This is a genomic window from Cupriavidus sp. IDO, from assembly GCF_000812465.1.
Taxonomy (GTDB): Bacteria; Pseudomonadota; Gammaproteobacteria; order Burkholderiales; family Burkholderiaceae; genus Cupriavidus.
This window is the reverse complement of record NZ_JWMA01000045.1, coordinates 1-16,462: the sequence shown is the minus strand read 5'-3', so window position 1 is coordinate 16,462 and position 16,462 is coordinate 1. Positions and strand designations below refer to the sequence as shown.

Sequence of the window (16,462 nt, the reverse complement as noted above, 5' to 3'; positions counted from 1 at the left end):
CGTCATACAGAGCACGGATAGAGCGATCCCGGCGTGGCCAAAAGCGCACCGCCCCTTATCGCCAACGCCGGGCCGCCGCATGGAACGGGCATGCATGCAGGTGGATATTCAATAACCAGGCAGAGCGCAAACGTCCAATGGACGGCGAAGGGGGAGTCATCATGGGTATCAGGGGTCTGTCAATCAGGACACGCCTGCTCGCCGGATTCGGCACGCTGGCAGGCATCACGCTGCTCGTGTCCGCGTTTTCGCTGCATGCGCTCAGCGAGTCCAAGGCCGGATTTTCTCAGTATCTCAATGGGCTCAATGCCCGTGCCGACATCGCGTCGCAGGTACGCACCGCGGTCGACAGGCGCGCCATCGCCGCGCGCAATATGGTGCTGGTCACCGAGAAGGCGGACCTCGATCTGGAAAAGGCCGAGGCGCTGCGTGCGCATGAAGACGTGCAGAATCGCCTGGCGAAGCTCAACGAGATGGTCCGCGACAAGAGCTCCAGCGATGCCGCCCGGGAGCTGGTGGCGGAAGTCGACAGCATCGAGAAGCGCTACGGCCCGGTTGCCACCGCCATCGTCACGCTGGCTTCAGAAGGAAAGACCCAGGAAGCCATTGCCAAGATGAATACCGAGTGCCGCCCGCTGCTGGAGGCACTGATCAAGGCGACCAGGTCGTACGCCAGCTTCACCAGGCAGCGCCAGCAGGAGATGGAGCAGCAGATTGAAGCGGACTACGTGACCAAGCGCAACCTGTTGATCGCTATTGCGCTGTCCGCGGCGGTGCTGGCTGCGCTGGGCGGCCTGCTTATCACGCGCGCGATTACGGGGCCGATCCAGCAGGCCGTCGAGGTGGCGCGTACGGTTGCCAGCGGTGAACTGGGCATGCGCATCGAGGTGGATTCCGACAATGAAACCGGGCGCCTGCTGGCGGCGCTGCGCGACATGAACGAGCGCCTGACCGAGACCGTCACCAGCGTGCGCGCCAGCAGCGGCAGCATTGCGGCCTCTACGGGCGAAATCGCCAACGGCAATGCCGACCTGAGCAGCCGTACCGAAGAACAGGCCGCTTCGCTGGAGGAGACCGCCGCCAGCATGGAAGAGCTGACCGAGACGGTTCGCCAGAACACCGAGAATGCGCGCCAGGCCAGCGAGCTCGCGCGCAATGCCGCCGAAGTGGCGCAGCAGGGCAGCACCACCGTCGAGCGCGTGGTGAACACCATGCAGGGCATCAGCGCCAGCTCGGCGAAGATTGCCGAGATCACCGGCATCATCGAAGGCATTGCGTTCCAGACCAACATCCTGGCGCTGAACGCCGCGGTGGAAGCCGCACGCGCCGGCGAGCAGGGGCGCGGCTTTGCCGTGGTGGCCAGCGAAGTGCGCGGGCTGGCGCAGCGTTCGTCCAGCGCGGCTAAGGAAATCAAGGAGCTGATCGAGGCCTCGGGCAGGCAGGTGCAGGACGGTTCCGTGCTTGCGGGCGAGGCGGGGCAGACCATGACGGCGGTCACGCAGGCGGTGGCGCGGGTGACGGCCATCGTCGGCGAGATTGCCACGGCATCGCTCGAGCAGAGCCGCGGCATCGAGCAGGTCAACCAGGCCATCGTGCAGATCGACGAGGTGACGCAGCACAATGCTTCGCTGGTGAATGAAGCGGCGGCAGCATCGCGTGCGCTGGAAGAGCAGGGCCGGGTGCTGACCGAAGTGGTGGCGTTCTTCCGGCTGCCCGGAGAGCAGGGCGGGCAGCGTGCCAGGGTGGGCAGCGGTGCGGTGCCGCGCACGCACCGGCTTCCCGTGGCAGCCTGACGGGCGGGGCAGGCGGCGGCTTCGCGCGGTACACTGGCGTTCGTCCGGACCCACTGCCAGCGAAGACCGATCATGACCGCCTTGCCCATTACTTTCGACGACGTCGCCGCCGCGCACGATCGCATCCGCGCCGCCGCCCATCGCACCCCGGTGCTGACTTCCCGCACCGCCAACGCGGCGGCGGCCGCGGAGCTGTTCTTCAAGTGCGAGAACTTCCAGCGCATCGGCGCCTTCAAGTTCCGCGGCGCCTATAACGCCATTGCGCAGTTCACACCCGAGCAGAAGCGGGGAGGCGTGCTGGCGTTCTCGTCGGGCAACCATGCCCAGGCGATTGCGCTCTCGGCGCAGCTGCTGGGCGTACAGGCCCTCATCGTGATGCCGGAGGACGCGCCCGCCATCAAGATCCAGGCCACGCGCGGCTACGGTGCCGAGGTGGTGCTCTACGACCGCTACAAGGACGACCGCGAGGCACTCGGCCAGCGCATTGCGCAGGAGCGCGGCATGACGCTGATCCCGCCGTACGACCATCCGCACGTGATGGCGGGCCAGGGCACGGCGGCGAAGGAGCTGTTCGAGGAGACCGGCCCGCTCGACATGCTGGTGGTCTGTTTGGGGGGCGGCGGCCTGCTGTCGGGCTGCGCGACGGCGGCGCATGCGATGGCGCCGGGCTGCGAGGTGTTCGGCGTCGAGCCCGAGGCCGGCAACGACGGCCAGCGCAGCCTGCGCAGCGGCGAGATCGTGCGCATCGACACGCCCCGCACGATTGCCGACGGGGCGCAGACGCCCTATCTGGGCCAGTACACCTTTGCCGTGATCCGCGAGCTGGTGAAGGACATCGTCACTGTCAGCGATGCCGAACTGGTGGAGACCATGAAGTTCTTCGCCGGCCGCATGAAGATAATGGTCGAGCCGACCGGCTGCCTGGCCGCGGCGGCGGTGCTCAACGGCAAGCTCGACGTCGCCGGCAAGCGCGTCGGCGTGATTGTCTCGGGCGGCAATGTGGACCTGAACAGCTTCGCGAACCTCGTGCTGGGGCAGAACGCTTAACGCGCCGCCGGCATGGCGCTCACATAGGGCGCATCGGTCAGCGTGCGCAGGAAGGCGACGATGTCGTCGATCTCCGCCTCGGTCATCGCCGGCGGCATGCCGGGCCGGCGATTCATCGGCGTGGAATTGACGTTGATGTTGGCGCGGTAGGCGGCGGGCACATCATCGAATTCAGCGCGGCCGCCGTACCAGCGGCGCGGATCGGTGGAGCGCGTGTTGTAGAACGCCACCGCGTCGCGCAGCGTGGTGAACACGCCGTTGTGCATAAAGCTCTGGCGCACCGCCACATTGCGCAGGCCGGGCGTGCGCAGGTAGCCGCACCACTGGTCCGGCTCGGGCCAGCGCAGGCGGCGCGCGGTCTGGCACAGGCCTTTGTCGAAATGCTTCGGGTCGCGGTTGGCCGGTAGCGCGCGGTTGCGCGGCACCGCAATGGCGTCGTAGCCAAAATCGGTAAACAGCGAGCGCTCCGGACGGCTGGCCGTGTCTGCCAGCGTATGGCAGCTCATGCAGTTGCCCTTGTCCGGATTCTTGAACAGTGCCAGCCCGCGCATTTCCTGCGGCGACAGCGGCATGCGCTTGCGCAGGTAGTCATCGAAGCGCGAGCTGAACGGCGCCATTTCATCGCTTTGCTGATAAGCCTCCAGCGCGGCGCCCAGCGCGCGCACCAGCTGCCCGGGATCCTTGCGAACTGCCGGCCCGAACTGCGCAACCAGCGCGGGTGCCAGGTCGGTGCCGTTCACCTTGCGCAGCAGCCGCGCCGGCGAGCCGTTGTTCATTTCGTTCGGATCGAACAGCGGTCCGCGCGCCTGTTCCGCAAGCGTATCGGCACGGCCGTCGGCAAACAGGCCGCCGAACGGGGCCGGCGCCGGGGCATCGTCGTCCTGGTAGAAGTGCAGGCGCGGCACGTAGCGCACGTACAGCAGCGAGGGCGCGTTGCGCAGGCTGAAGCGCCCGGGCCGGCTGCCCTGCGGCACATGCGGGCCTTGCAACGACTGGCGCGAAAGCGTCGGCGCGAAGGCGCGGGCGGGGTCGTGGCAACTCGCGCACGACATGCCGCGCGGGTCGGACAGCCTCGTGTCGAAGAACACGCGACGGCCCAGGGCGACGAGGGCGGGATCGGGGCGGAAGACGGCGGTGGTGGCGTCCACCTTCGCGTTCACCTGTGGCGTGCCGGCACCGATGGCTGCCACCACCGTGGCGGGCGGTGAACCTGGCAGCAGCACTGTCCCTGGGGTCGCGGCACTCACGTTCACCACCACGCCGGCCAGTGCCGCGGCCATCCTGCCCATGTGCATTACGGCGCGATGTAGCCAGTCTTGTCGCACGTCAGCGTCGATGCCGTTTGCTGACAGGTCGCCATCAGTTTGCCCGCGGTGGTGTAGGCCTTGAAGGTCCAGCCGGTGTCCGGCGCTGCGCGGCGCTCCATCAGCAGGAAGCCGAAGCTGTTGTGGTGCGTGATCCGGTCGATGGTGACGCCTGGGGCAGGCGTGGCGCCCGCAGGCAGCGGATCGGGCAGGGCAACGTCGAGGTTGTCACCCGCGTTGCCGGAGACGATGGTGGCCGGGTGGTTGGAGGCAAAGCTGAGCGCCTGGAAGTCATGCACATGGCCGTGCATGGCCAGCTGGACGCCGGGCGGATAGTAGGCCTGCGCGTTCAGGCTGCTCATCACCGACTGCAGGGCCGCATTGCCCGGCGCAGGGTTGCTGCCGGCGATGGGGGCAAAGGCCAGGATCGGATGATGGTTGGTGAAGATCGTGGTGCTGTAGCCAGGCTTCGCGGCCAGCGCGGCCACGGTCTGGAATTGCTTCTGGTAGGCCACGAACTGCGGATCGGTGGTCGCCAGGGCGGCTTTGCCGGCCTTGGCCGAGTCGAACACGATCACCTGCGAGCCGCCTCCCAGCGCCACCGCATACGGCTCCGAGTAGTTGGCGAGGCTGTCGTTGGCCGGGTCGTCGCACGAGCGCTGGCTGTCGAACGGGCGCGGGTCGAGCAAGCGGTACCAGCCCTGGCCGGCGCGCGCGCATTCCTCGTGATTGCCGCGTACGACCACCCAGGGCGCCTTGGCCAGCAGCGGGGCCGCCGGCTTGAAGAGGTCCGCCTGCCAGGTATCCCAGCCATAGCCCCACGGGCTGCCCTGGCAGCCGGCGATGTCGGGCGGGCAGGCGTTTTCGCGGTAGTGGTAGTCGCCGATATGGAGCACCAGGTCCGGATTGAAGCCCGCGGCGGTGGCGGCAATGGCAGCAAGCGGCCACGCATTGCTGTCGCTGCAGGCTTGCCAGGCATTGTCGGCCTTCTTCATGCGGCAGCCCGTATCGGCCAGCACCACGATGCGCTGCGGTACGGCCTTGGGCAGCGGCAGCGACTGCCCGGCAACGGTGGCGCTGGTTGCGGTGGCCGGCAGCACGGCCTCACATACCGCTACCGGGAAATTCGACGCCTTCGAGTCCGCCGGCGCGCTGGCGGTGGTCCGCTGCGGGACCGTGGCCGGGCCCGTGCGCAGCGACATGCGGCCGGGCTTGCCGTCGATCCTGATCGGCGGGCAGGCGGTATTGGCGCTCGTGGCTGCATCGGCGGCGGATGGCGGTGGCAAGTAGCTGGTAACGACGCGGGCGATGGCCTGGTTGCCGTCACCGATTTCCACCCAGGCGGCCAGGACGCTGGCCGGCCCGCCGGCCGTGTCTGGCGCCGCGGCGGGTTGGGCCATGGGGGTTGCCGCAGGGCTTTCGCTGTCGCTGCCGCATCCGTGCAGGATGCCGGCCGCTGCCAGGGCGGCCGCGGCGGTCAGCCAGCCGTATTTCAGGACGGAGGTCTTGGACGAGCGCATGTTCTTCTCCCTGTTTATGGCGCTCAGGCTAAGCCGCGTATATGTAGGGAATATGACGCTGGCGGTCAGGTCATCCGGTCTGTCCCCGGCAAAGCCGTCCTGTGCGCCACGGATGACGTAGTCCACACCGTCGTCATTGCCTCCGGTCAGTTTTGCTCCGGTCCCGGTAGCGAAGCCGAGCAGGCGCGCTACCGCCGCGGGTCCCGGCGCGCGGCTTGACCTGCGAACTGCCGGGCTGAGGCACTTTCGGTGGCGCGGGATCTCGCTGGTGCCTCTGGTCGTCTAACATGCAATCCGCGATGACCAGAGGCAGAGAGAACAGCCATGACGACCAGGGGCCACTATGACGTGCTGGAGACGGGTGCCGGCCGGCCCGTCAAAATGTGGACGCGTGGCGTCCCGGTGGAAGACGAGGCCCGCAAGCAGCTGGTGAACACTGCACGGATGCCCTTTATCTTCCGGCATCTGGCGGTGATGCCGGATGTACATCTCGGCAAGGGCTCGACCATCGGCTCGGTGATCCCGACAGTGGGGGCGGTCATCCCCGCCGCCGTGGGGGTGGATATCGGCTGCGGCATGATGGCGGTGAAGACTTCGCTGGTCGCCGCCGACCTGCCGGACAACCTGGGCCCGCTGCGCAGCGCGATCGAGCACGCGGTGCCGCACGGCCGTACCGCGCAGGGCGGGCGGCGCGATGAGGGCGCCTGGGGATCGGCGCCGGCGCAGGTGGACGCGGTGTGGGCCGGCATGGCCGCCGGGTTCCGGCGGATCACCGACAAGTACCCCAAGCTGGCGCGCACCAACAACCGCAATCACCTCGGCACGCTGGGCACCGGCAACCATTTCATCGAGGTCTGTCTGGATGAGGCCCAATCGGTCTGGTTTATGCTGCATTCCGGCTCGCGTGGCGTGGGCAATGCCATCGGCACCACCTTCATCGCGCTGGCCCAGCAGGACATGCGCCACCACCTGGCCAACCTGCCGGACCGCGACCTGGCCTACCTGGTGGAAGGCTCCGAGCACTATGAGGACTACGTGTTCGCCGTGTCGTGGGCACAGCAGTATGCGCGCCAGAACCGCGAGCTGATGATGGCGGCCGTGCTGGCGGCAGCGCAGCGCGTCCTGCGCAAGCCGTTCCAGGCGCAACTGGAAGCGGTCAACTGCCACCACAACTACGTGCAGAAGGAGCAGCATTTCGGCACGGAGGTGCTGGTGACGCGCAAGGGCGCGGTGAGCGCGCGCACCGGCGAGCTTGGCATCATCCCGGGTTCGATGGGGGCGCGCTCGTTCATCGTGCGCGGCAAGGGCAACCCGGAGTCGTTCTGCTCATGCAGCCACGGCGCCGGCCGCGCCATGAGCCGCAGCGAGGCAAAGCGCCGCTTCACCGTGGCCGATCAGGTCAGCGCCACCCGCGGCGTGGAGTGCCGCAAGGACGCCGCCGTGATCGACGAGATCCCGATGGCCTACAAGGACATCGATGCGGTGATGGCGGCGCAGTCCGACCTGGTGGAGATCGTGCACACCCTCAGGCAGGTGGTTTGCGTGAAGGGTTAGACCTACCGCCCGAACTGCCCCAGCACCATATTCACCGCATCGAGCCCGGACTCGATCATGTGCTGCATGTAGTTGCCCATCTGCGGCATCACCAGCATCAGCACCAGCAGGCCGCCGGACAGCGTGACGGGGAAGCCCACCGCGAAGATCGACAGCTGGGGGGACGCGCGGTTGAGAATGCCCATCGCCAGGTTCAGCGTTAGCAGTGCGGCTATCATCGGCAGCGCCAGCAGCAGCCCGGACGAGAACACCATGCCGCCGGCGCGTGCCACCGCATGCCAGCCTTCGGCGGCAAGCGGGGTGCCTCCGATCGGCAGGCCATTGAAACTGTCGACCAGCGCGCCCAGCATCAGCAGGTGTCCGTCCATCGCCAGGAACAGCAGCATGGCGATGATATTCAGGAAACGCGACAGCACCATGGTCTGGCCGCCGGAGGCGCGGTCGAAGAACGAGGCGAACGACAGGCCCATCTGCAGGCCGATGATTTCACCGGCCTGCTGCACCACGGCGAAGACCAGCCGCATGGTGAAGCCGGTGGCCAGGCCGATGCCGACTTCGTTGAGGATGATGAGCAGGCCCTCGAACGAGTAGATCGGCGCCACGGGCAGGCCGGAGATGGTGGGCGACACCACCATGGCGGTCATTGCGGCCAGGCCGATCTTGACGCGGCCGGGAATGGTGGATTCGCCGAACAGCGGCGCGGTGCCGATCAGCGCCAGCAGCCGGAAGAACGGCCAGAGGAATGCCGCGATCCAGCCATAGAGCTGGGCTGAGGTGACTTCGACCACGGCAGTTTTTCAGCAGGCGGCTCAGTGCGCCAGGGCCGGAATGCCCTGGAAGACTTCACGCATATAGTCGACCATCGTGTTGATCATCCACGGGCCGGCCAGCACCATGGTGGCGAACAAGGCCAGCAGCTTGGGAATGAAGGTCAGCGTCATTTCGTTGATCTGGGTCGCGGCCTGGAACAGGCTCACCACCAGGCCCGTGGCCAGCGCAACCAGCAACAGGGGCGCTGCCAGCAGCAGCGTGATCTTCATCGCCTGGGTGGCGATGGTCATTACGGTTTCCGGAGTCATGGCGAAGGCGTGGGAGCGTGGAGGCGCGGGCGCCAGTGTCAGTTCATGAAGCTCTGCGCGAGCGAGCCCAGCAGCAGCTGCCAGCCGTCCACCAGCACGAACAGCATCAGCTTGAACGGCAGCGAGATCGTGGCCGGCGGCACCATCATCATGCCCATGGCCATCAGCACGCTGGCGACGACCAGGTCGATGATGAGGAACGGGATGAAGATCGTGAAGCCGATCTGGAAAGCGGTCTTGAGCTCGCTGGTGGCGAATGCCGGCACCAGGATGCTCAGCGGCACGTCTTCCGGTCCCTGCATTTCAGGCGCCTTGGCCATCTGCGCGAACATGGCCAGGTCCTTCTCGCGCGTCTGCTTGAGCATGAAGCTCTTGAGCGGCTCGGCAGCCTTGGCCGCGGCGGCTTCCAGGCTGATCTTGTTCTCCGACAGCGGCTTGTACGCGTCGTTGTAGACGCGGTCGAGCACCGGCGACATCACGAAGAACGTCATGAACAGCGACAGCCCGACCAGCACCTGGTTGGGCGGCGAGGACGCGGTGCCCAGCGCATTGCGCAGCAGGCCGAGCACGATGATGATGCGGGTGAAGCCGGTCATCATCAGCATGGCCGCCGGCAGGAACGACAGCGATGTCAGCAGGACCAGCGTCTGGATCGGCAGCGACCAGATCTGGCCGCCGCCGGGAGCGGGTTTGCTGACTACGCCCGGCACGCCTTGTGCCCAGGCGGGCAAAGGCGCGAGCGCGAGGACCAATGTTGCCAGCACCAGCGTCGTGCCTGCGATCGCTGCAGGTCGGGAAAGCCTTGTGCGGCGTGCGACAGCGGCACGCAGGGTGTTCATGACTTGAAGTTATCCTGCATCGAACGCAACAGCTTTTCGGCAAAGCCGCTGGCGGAGGTCTGCCTCGGGGAGCCAGGCAAACCGGAGGAGCCGGGCGAGCCGGCGTGGCCGGCGGGCAGGGTATGGAGGGTGCGGATCTCGCCGGCGCTGACGCCGAGGACCAGCCAGGTGTCGCCGACTTCGACCAGCACCAGCCGCTGGCGCGCGCCGAGCATGGTGCTGCCCACGACCTTCATCACGCCCTGCGGGCCCTGGCGCATCAGGCCGGCGCGGCGCGCCAGCCAGGCCATGCCGAGGATAAGCGCAATGACGGCGAACAGCCCGAGCCCGGCCTGCGCCAGGCTGGCCGCGCCGCTGATGGCCGGCGCCGCATGCGCCGCGGAAGCCTCGGCGGCCTGCGCGGCGCAGGGCGCGCACAAGCCGGCGGCAAGCGCCGGCAAGGCACGTGTGGCCGCAAGCAGCCGGCGCGGTACGACGGTCATTTGTTGAGCTTGCGGATGCGTTCGGACGGCGTGATGATGTCCGTCAGGCGGATGCCGAACTTGTCGTTCACCACCACCACTTCGCCCTGCGCGATCAGGTAGCCGTTCACCAACACGTCCATCGGCTCGCCGGCCAGGCCGTCAAGTTCCACCACCGAACCCTGCGCCAGTTGCAGCAGGTTCTTGATGGGCACCTTGGTGCGGCCCAGTTCCACCGTGAGCTGCACCGGGATATCGAGAATCATCTCGATATCGTTGTGGAAACCGCTCGTCGCCTCCCTGGCCAGCGGCGGGAAGACGGTGGCGGCTGCCGGGGTGGCGGCGGGCGTGGCAACAGGTGCCGGAACTTCGGCAGTTGTGGCGCTGGTCTGCTCTGCCAGGGCGCTGGCCCAGTCGTCCATCGGATCGACCGGCTTGTCCTCGATGCTGTCAGTCATGATCGGTGTCCTCGTTGTACTTGTGGGAATCGCTGTCTTGGTGATTGATCATTCGTTCTACCCGCAGCGCATACTGGCCGTTCATCGTGCCGAAGCCGCATTGCATGACGGGCACACCATCCACCTTGCCGAACACATGCTCGGGCAGTTCGATGGGCAGCACATCGCCGGCGCGCATCGCCAGCACTTCGGCCACGGTGCTCTGCAGATGCGCGAATTCGGCGACCAGTTCGACCTCGGCCGCGCGCAGCTGCTGGGAAAGCTCGGTAATCCAGCCTTTGTCCACCTCCTTCTCGTCCTGCAGCGGATTCATCAGCAGGTCCTTGAGGGGCTCGATCATCGCGTAGGGCAGGCAGACGTGAAGCTGCCCGCCGACGGCGCCGAGTTCGATGTGGAAGGCGGTGGTGACCACGGCCTCGTTGGGCGTGGCCACATTGGCAAACTTGGTGTGCATCTCCGAGCGGAGGTATTCCGTCTCGACCGGGTACACGGTGCGCCAGGCGGTGCCGTAGCTATTCAGGGTCAGCTCCAGCATGCGCTGGATGATGCGCTGCTCGGTCTGGGTGAAGTCGCGTCCTTCCACGCGGGTGTGGAAGCGGCCATCGCCGCCGAACAGGTTGTCGACCACCAGGAACACCAGGTTGGGGTCGTAGACGAACAGTGCCGTGCCGCGCAGCGGCTTCAGGTGCACCAGGTTCAGGTTGGTCGGCATCGGCAGGTTGCGCGCGAAATCGCCGAACTTCTCGATCCTGATGCCGCCCACGGTGATGTCTGCGCCGCGGCGGATGAAATTGAACAGCGCGGTGCGCAACCCGCGCGCAAAGCGCTCGTTGATGATCTCGAGCGTATGCAGCCGGCCACGGATGATGCGTTCCTGCGTGGCCAGGTTGTAGGGGCGCACCCCGCCCTCATCGGGGGCCGGCTCGATTGCCTTCGGCGCATCGGATTCGCCCGATACGCCCTTGAGCAACTCGTCTACTTCGTCCTGCGAGAGGAACTTGTCGTAGGCCATCTAGTGTCCTGCCCCTTGTGCGGCGTTGTGGATGAAACCGTCCATGCCTGTGTCAGCGCGCGCGCTGGCGCGCGCGGGCACGGCATTGCTGGAGTTCGGCTGGCAGTTTCATGGCGGGTTGGCTGGCGGGGCAGGGCAATGGCTTACTGCACCACGAAGGAGGTGAACAACACGTCCAGCACCTTCTGCGGCGGCAGGCCGGCGGCAAAAGGCTGGTTGATCGCGCTGCGGATGTCGTCGGCCAGCTTGCGCTTGCCTTCCACGGTTGCAAGGTCCGCGGGCTGCCTGGCCGAAAGGAGCAGCAGGATGCGGCTGCGTGCTTCGGGCAGGTACTGGGCCATGCGGCCCTGGGTGTCGGCGTCGGCGACCTTCAGCGACAAGCCGGTGTGGAGGAAGCGCTCGCCATCTTCGCCCTTGAGATTGACGGTGAAAGCGTCAAGCGGCACGAAGATCGGCGGCGGGATCACGGGAGCAGCCGGCGCGGCGGCCACAGCCGGCTGGCGGTTGCTCAGCACGCTGCCAAGCACGAAGCCTCCGGCGCCCAGTGCCACCACAAGCGCGCCGCCGCCGATCAGCAGCAGTCGGCCGCGCTTGCTTGAGTTGCCGCCGGTCTGGGAAGGAGAAACCGTGTTCGCCATGAGAAGCCTGTGTCGGAATGCCTGCCATTCTTCCGGAATCGCAGGCAAGCAAAGGGCCGAAAAAAAGGGGGAAACCCTTTCAGCTTGGCCGTTTGAGCGGAAAGGGGGCAGGCATGGCTGCGCCAGCCGGCGCGTTGTTTGCGCCTGCTGCATGGGTTAACGCTTCGGCTGCGCGGAACTTGAGGCGTAGCCGTTACCCGTTGGCGACACGCTGTGGCCGTTGGGGCAGACGATTCCATGAGGAGCAGGCAATCCGCCAGAGTCGGCTGCTGCAATCCCTACTACGCTAGTCGGGTAGCCGCTTATGTAAATTTCGCGGGTCATCCAGTCTGGAACCGTTGTCATTGCTGGGGCTATCTAATTCATGTCTTATATAAGATATAAGACATTTGACCTCGGGTCGGCTTCGGACTACAATCGCGACGTAACGAGACTTTCCAAACCTAATTACTCAGCAGGTTCCCATGCTTGAAAACTATCGCGCACATGTGGCCGAGCGCGCCGCGCTTGGCATCCCCCCTCTGCCCCTGACCGCCAAGCAGACGGCCGAGCTGATCGAACTGCTGAAGAGCCCGCCCGCTGGCGAAGAGCAGAACCTGCTGGAGCTGATCACCTACCGCGTGCCTGCCGGCGTGGACGACGCCGCCAAGGTCAAGGCCTCGTACCTGGCCGCCGTGGCACTGGGCAAGGAAGCCTGCGCGCTGATCTCCCGCGCCAAGGCCACCGAACTGCTCGGCACCATGCTGGGCGGCTACAACATCTCGCCGCTGATCGAGCTGCTGGACGACGCCGAAGTGGGCACCGTTGCCGCCGACGCGCTGAAGAAGACCCTGCTGATGTTCGACGCCTTCCACGACGTGAAGGAAAAGGCCGACAAGGGCAACGCCAACGCCAAGGCTGTGCTGCAAAGCTGGGCCGACGCCGAATGGTTCACCAGCCGTCCGGAAGTGCCGCAAAGCCTGACCATCACCGTGTTCAAGGTGCCGGGCGAAACCAACACCGACGACCTGTCGCCGGCCCCGGACGCCACCACGCGCCCGGACATCCCGATGCACGCGCTGGCCATGCTGAAGAACAAGCGCGAAGGCGCAGCGTTCCAGCCGGAAGAAGACGGCAAGCGCGGCCCGGTCAAGTTCATCGAATCGCTGAAGGAAAAGGGCCACCTGGTCGCCTACGTGGGCGACGTGGTCGGTACCGGCTCGAGCCGCAAGTCCGCCACCAACTCGGTGCTGTGGTTCACCGGCGAAGACATCCCGTTCATCCCGAACAAGCGCTTCGGCGGCGTGTGCCTGGGCAACAAGATCGCCCCGATCTTCTACAACACCATGGAAGACGCCGGCGCGCTGCCGATCGAGCTGGACGTGTCGAAGATGGAAATGGGCGACGTGGTCGAGCTGCGCCCGTATGACGGCAAGGCCCTGAAGAACGGCGAAGTGATCGCCGAGTTCAAGGTCAAGTCCGACGTGCTGTTTGACGAAGTCCGCGCCGGTGGCCGTATTCCCCTGATCGTCGGCCGCGGCCTGACCGCCAAGGCGCGCGAAGCGCTGGGCCTGGCCCCGTCGACGCTGTTCCGCCTGCCGCAGAACCCGGCCGATACCGGCCGCGGCTTCACGCTGGCGCAGAAGATGGTCGGCCGCGCCTGCGGCCTGCCGGAAGGCAAGGGCATCCGCCCGGGAACCTACTGCGAGCCGAAGATGACCTCGGTGGGCTCGCAGGACACCACCGGCCCGATGACCCGCGACGAGCTGAAGGACCTGGCCTGCCTGGGCTTCTCGGCCGACCTGGTGATGCAGTCGTTCTGCCACACCGCCGCGTATCCGAAGCCGGTCGACGTCAAGACCCACCACACGCTGCCGCAGTTCATCAGCACCCGTGGCGGCATCTCGCTGCGCCCGGGCGACGGCGTGATCCACTCGTGGCTGAACCGCATGCTGTTGCCCGACACCGTCGGAACCGGCGGCGACTCGCACACCCGCTTCCCGATCGGCATCAGCTTCCCGGCCGGTTCGGGCCTGGTGGCCTTTGCCGCTGCCACCGGCGTGATGCCGCTGGACATGCCGGAATCGGTGCTGGTCCGCTTCAAGGGCAAGATGCAGCCCGGCGTGACGCTGCGCGACCTGGTCAACGCCATTCCGCTGTACGCGATCAAGCAAGGCCTGCTGACCGTGGCCAAGCAAGGCAAGAAGAACATCTTCTCGGGCCGTGTCCTGGAAATCGAAGGCCTGCCCGACCTGAAGGTCGAGCAAGCGTTCGAACTGTCCGACGCCTCGGCAGAGCGTTCGGCCGCCGGTTGCACGGTGCGCCTGAACAAGGAACCGATCATCGAATACATCAACAGCAACATCACGCTGCTGAAGTGGATGATCGCCGAGGGCTACCAGGATCCGCGCAGCCTGCAACGCCGCATCAAGGCCATGGAAGCCTGGCTGGCCAAGCCGGAACTGCTGCAGCCGGACGCCGACGCCGACTACGCCGCCGTGATCGAGATCGACCTGGCCGACGTGCACGAGCCGATCGTGGCCTGCCCGAACGACCCGGACGACGTGAAGACGCTGTCCGAAGTGGCTGGCGCCAAGATCGACGAAGTGTTCATCGGTTCGTGCATGACCAACATCGGCCACTTCCGCGCAGCTTCCAAGCTGCTGGAAGGCAAGCGCGACATCCCGGTCAAGCTGTGGGTCGCTCCGCCGACCAAGATGGACCAGAAGCAACTGACCGAGGAAGGCCACTACGGCGTGTTCGGCACCGCCGGTGCCCGCACCGAAATGCCGGGCTGCTCGCTGTGCATGGGCAACCAGGCACAGGTGCGCGAAGGCGCCACGGTGATGTCGACCAGCACGCGTAATTTCCCGAACCGTCTGGGCAAGAACACCAACGTGTACCTCGGCTCCGCCGAACTGGCCGCGATCTGCTCGCGCCTGGGCCGCATCCCGAGCAAGGACGAGTACATGTCCGACATGGGCGTGCTCAATGCCAACGGCGACAAGATCTACAAGTACATGAACTTCGACCAGATCGAAGACTTCAAGGAAGTGGCCGATACGGTGACGGTGTAATACTGTTGCGGTAAAGACCGGATTGACGAAGGGCCCCGCGTGCGGGGCCCTTCGTTCGTTCTGCGTGGCGTGCCGGTGTTATTCGTACGTCATGGTGACAATCAGGGCTGCATTTGCTTTGCCGGGCGTCACCGCTGCGGATTGGGTCTGGTAGTAGGCGGCCTTCAGAGGAATGGAATAGCTGCCACCTGTAGTCTTGCTATAGGCGGTCAGCGTTCCTGGTGAACCAAACGTCAGCGCTGCTCCTGCATCGGTTGTTATCCTGATGCCGACGCCACCTGCGGTGGAATCCGCCGTCAGTGCAATCACCCCAATTGCCGCATCGATGACGCCGTTGGGGGCATCAAATTGATACCGTACCCGATTCAGGTTCGCAGGACAGTTATTGACGCGCAGGCTGAAGCCGACCGTCGCACCGGCGGAGCCCATGCCGGTGAAGTCGCCGGCCTTCTGCTTTGGCATTGCCACGGCGACGTCGGGCGTGGAACAGGCCTGTACAGCCAGGGCGGTGGCCGTCGTCTGGATGATGACCCGCTTGTCGGTCAGCACGCCCTCCGACAGCGCCATTTCAGCGATCGCGCCACCGCTGACCACGCTGCCGGCGGCGATAGGGCCCGTCTTTACCAAAGCGGCAATTGCAGTTCCGGCTATCCTGTGCACGTCACCAACATGATCCGGGCGGTTGCCCCACACGACTCCGACCCACGGCACCGGCACGTTAGGCGAGCCGGTCGGTGTGCCCAGGTCCACAGCAGGCAAGTCGTGCACGGAGACTTTAACGGCCAGCCCTACGCCTTCCACGTTGGTCCGGAAGACCGTAAGCACGACATCTCTGCCCCACCTGTCCTTTGACCCGCCGGCGATGCTCATCCCCGTCGGGACCAGGGTCAGCGGCCGGTACGCCATGCCGACCAGGACCTGTGGAGGCGTTCGCGTCACTGTGCAGGTCCAGTAGTTCGGGGAACCCACCGACGCCCACGGGCCGAGCAGCGTGCCATTCGGCGCACCTCTTGGCACGGTCACTATGGCGGGCATTGAGATGGTCTGGGGACCCGGCAGCCCCTGGCAATTCACGTCTGCCCATTTGCCATTGGCCCTGCTCTGTCCAGGGGCTGCCAGCCAGCCCAGACATGCGACGGTCGCCAGAGCACGACACCAGCGGCTCGCATTGGCTCGCGCCCTGGCCCGGCATTGGCCTGACGCCGGGCGCTTTGCTTTTGCCACATCTTGTCTGAACGGATTCATTGCCTGGCCTCCTCGCTTGCGCCGTGATGGTGAACGGTTGATCCTGCGGCAACGCTTGCTGCCTCCCGGCATTGCACGTTCATCACCTGGAAGGCATCGGCACCGCGACGCGACGCAGGCAGCGTGTATTCCAGTTGGCATTGCTTCCCGGCCTCGCTGCCCCAGCGGACCGAGAGGACACCGCGGTCCGATTTCAGGCCGCGTGCGACGATGCGGCCGGCCTGCGCCACGGTACCTACGGAGATGCCGTCCGCGTCGAGCACATCGCTGCCAAACGGTAGTGGCTTGCCATTAGGCAAGGTGGCGTGCAGGATAGCCGCCCGGCCGATGCTTTCCGTATCGAAATGCGCCACCACCACCGCGCCCGCCGTGGGCACCACGGCCTGCGTCGTTGCCTTGAACTGCACGTCCATCGGCAGCCCTTGCGGATCGACCTCGATTTCGTTGCGCGTGAAA

At 66.1% G+C, this 16,462-nt stretch carries 15 protein-coding genes; 4 read left to right on the top strand and 11 right to left on the bottom strand.

All coding sequences use genetic code 11. From position 1 onward, the window contains the following. The first annotated feature begins 161 nt into the window (after positions 1-161). Both RM96_RS15930 and RM96_RS15925 read left to right on the top strand, forming a co-directional pair. Positions 162-1,793, top strand: coding sequence for a methyl-accepting chemotaxis protein (locus tag RM96_RS15930; RefSeq protein ID WP_039011941.1), 1,632 nt, complete (start codon positions 162-164; stop codon positions 1,791-1,793). A gap of 72 nt (positions 1,794-1,865) precedes the next feature. Then, positions 1,866-2,840: a threo-3-hydroxy-L-aspartate ammonia-lyase gene (locus tag RM96_RS15925; RefSeq protein ID WP_039011921.1), complete on the top strand. Its 975-nt coding sequence runs from the start codon at positions 1,866-1,868 to the stop codon at positions 2,838-2,840. Here RM96_RS15925 and RM96_RS15920 read toward each other — a convergent pair. Together RM96_RS15920 and RM96_RS15915 are read right to left on the bottom strand one after the other, a co-directional pair. Further along, a complete protein-coding gene (locus RM96_RS15920; protein WP_039011920.1) occupies positions 2,837-4,135 on the bottom strand; it encodes a cytochrome-c peroxidase in 1,299 nt (432 codons plus the stop codon). The genes RM96_RS15925 and RM96_RS15920 overlap by 4 nt on opposite strands. Then, positions 4,135-5,664, bottom strand: coding sequence for a metallophosphoesterase family protein (locus RM96_RS15915; protein WP_052279531.1), 1,530 nt, complete (start codon positions 5,662-5,664; stop codon positions 4,135-4,137). Before RM96_RS15915 ends, RM96_RS15920 begins: the two co-directional genes overlap by 1 nt. A gap of 324 nt (positions 5,665-5,988) precedes the next feature. Here RM96_RS15915 and RM96_RS15910 point away from each other — a divergent pair, with 324 nt between their 5' ends. Further along, positions 5,989-7,218: an RtcB family protein gene (locus tag RM96_RS15910; RefSeq protein WP_039011919.1), complete on the top strand. Its 1,230-nt coding sequence runs from the start codon at positions 5,989-5,991 to the stop codon at positions 7,216-7,218. A gap of 2 nt (positions 7,219-7,220) precedes the next feature. Here RM96_RS15910 and fliR read toward each other — a convergent pair whose 3' ends face one another. From fliR to fliL, 7 genes are all read right to left on the bottom strand, one after another. After that, positions 7,221-8,006 (bottom strand): flagellar biosynthetic protein FliR, encoded by a 786-nt coding sequence (gene fliR / locus RM96_RS15905; RefSeq protein ID WP_039011918.1) that lies wholly within the window; start codon positions 8,004-8,006, stop codon positions 7,221-7,223. A 21-nt stretch (positions 8,007-8,027) separates the two neighbouring features. Further along, the gene (gene fliQ, locus RM96_RS15900) at positions 8,028-8,297 is read right to left on the bottom strand and encodes a flagellar biosynthesis protein FliQ (protein WP_039011917.1); all 270 of its coding nucleotides are present in this window, start codon (positions 8,295-8,297) and stop codon (positions 8,028-8,030) included. A gap of 38 nt (positions 8,298-8,335) precedes the next feature. Beyond that, positions 8,336-9,136, bottom strand: coding sequence for a flagellar type III secretion system pore protein FliP (fliP, locus tag RM96_RS15895; protein ID WP_039011915.1), 801 nt, complete (start codon positions 9,134-9,136; stop codon positions 8,336-8,338). Then, entirely contained in the window at positions 9,133-9,618 is a 486-nt protein-coding gene (gene fliO / locus RM96_RS15890; RefSeq protein WP_193752463.1) for a flagellar biosynthetic protein FliO, read from the bottom strand. Before fliO ends, fliP begins: the two co-directional genes overlap by 4 nt. Beyond that, positions 9,615-10,055, bottom strand: a complete 441-nt coding sequence (gene fliN, locus RM96_RS15885; protein WP_039011914.1) for a flagellar motor switch protein FliN — start codon at positions 10,053-10,055, stop codon at positions 9,615-9,617. The genes fliO and fliN overlap by 4 nt, the downstream gene beginning before the upstream one ends. Beyond that, positions 10,048-11,067 carry a flagellar motor switch protein FliM gene (gene fliM, locus RM96_RS15880; RefSeq protein ID WP_039011913.1) on the bottom strand — a complete coding sequence of 340 codons (1,020 nt, stop codon included), beginning with the start codon at positions 11,065-11,067 and terminating at the stop codon, positions 10,048-10,050. The genes fliN and fliM overlap by 8 nt, the downstream gene beginning before the upstream one ends. A 143-nt stretch (positions 11,068-11,210) precedes the next feature. Then, a complete protein-coding gene (gene fliL / locus RM96_RS15875) occupies positions 11,211-11,705 on the bottom strand; it encodes a flagellar basal body-associated protein FliL (protein ID WP_039011911.1) in 495 nt (164 codons plus the stop codon). 464 nt (positions 11,706-12,169) lie between these two features. Between fliL and acnB the strand changes: the two genes are divergently transcribed. Then, a complete protein-coding gene (gene acnB / locus RM96_RS15870) occupies positions 12,170-14,761 on the top strand; it encodes a bifunctional aconitate hydratase 2/2-methylisocitrate dehydratase (protein ID WP_039011910.1) in 2,592 nt (863 codons plus the stop codon). Positions 14,762-14,839: 78 nt separating this feature from the next. On the opposite strand, the gene RM96_RS37140 is transcribed toward acnB, so the two are convergent. After that, entirely contained in the window at positions 14,840-16,006 is a 1,167-nt protein-coding gene (locus tag RM96_RS37140) for a fimbrial protein (RefSeq protein WP_193752462.1), read from the bottom strand. Continuing rightward, a partial coding sequence (locus RM96_RS15860; RefSeq protein WP_039011908.1) for a FimD/PapC C-terminal domain-containing protein occupies positions 16,003-16,462 on the bottom strand: 460 nt, incomplete at its 5' end. The genes RM96_RS15860 and RM96_RS37140, both read right to left, overlap by 4 nt.

Coding starts and splice junctions, on each gene's coding strand:
- RM96_RS15925 (WP_039011921.1), top strand. CDS start 1,866: ATGACCGCCTTGCCCATTACTTTCGACGACGTCGCCGCCGCGCACGAT.
- RM96_RS15920 (WP_039011920.1), bottom strand. CDS start 4,135: ATGCACATGGGCAGGATGGCCGCGGCACTGGCCGGCGTGGTGGTGAAC.
- fliN (WP_039011914.1), bottom strand. CDS start 10,055: ATGACTGACAGCATCGAGGACAAGCCGGTCGATCCGATGGACGACTGG.
- acnB (WP_039011910.1), top strand. CDS start 12,170: ATGCTTGAAAACTATCGCGCACATGTGGCCGAGCGCGCCGCGCTTGGC.
- fliQ (WP_039011917.1), bottom strand. CDS start 8,297: ATGACTCCGGAAACCGTAATGACCATCGCCACCCAGGCGATGAAGATC.
- RM96_RS15930 (WP_039011941.1), top strand. CDS start 162: ATGGGTATCAGGGGTCTGTCAATCAGGACACGCCTGCTCGCCGGATTC.
- RM96_RS15910 (WP_039011919.1), top strand. CDS start 5,989: ATGACGACCAGGGGCCACTATGACGTGCTGGAGACGGGTGCCGGCCGG.
- RM96_RS37140 (WP_193752462.1), bottom strand. CDS start 16,006: ATGAATCCGTTCAGACAAGATGTGGCAAAAGCAAAGCGCCCGGCGTCA.
- fliM (WP_039011913.1), bottom strand. CDS start 11,067: ATGGCCTACGACAAGTTCCTCTCGCAGGACGAAGTAGACGAGTTGCTC.
- fliP (WP_039011915.1), bottom strand. CDS start 9,136: ATGAACACCCTGCGTGCCGCTGTCGCACGCCGCACAAGGCTTTCCCGA.
- RM96_RS15915 (WP_052279531.1), bottom strand. CDS start 5,664: ATGCGCTCGTCCAAGACCTCCGTCCTGAAATACGGCTGGCTGACCGCC.
- fliO (WP_193752463.1), bottom strand. CDS start 9,618: ATGACCGTCGTACCGCGCCGGCTGCTTGCGGCCACACGTGCCTTGCCG.
- fliL (WP_039011911.1), bottom strand. CDS start 11,705: ATGGCGAACACGGTTTCTCCTTCCCAGACCGGCGGCAACTCAAGCAAG.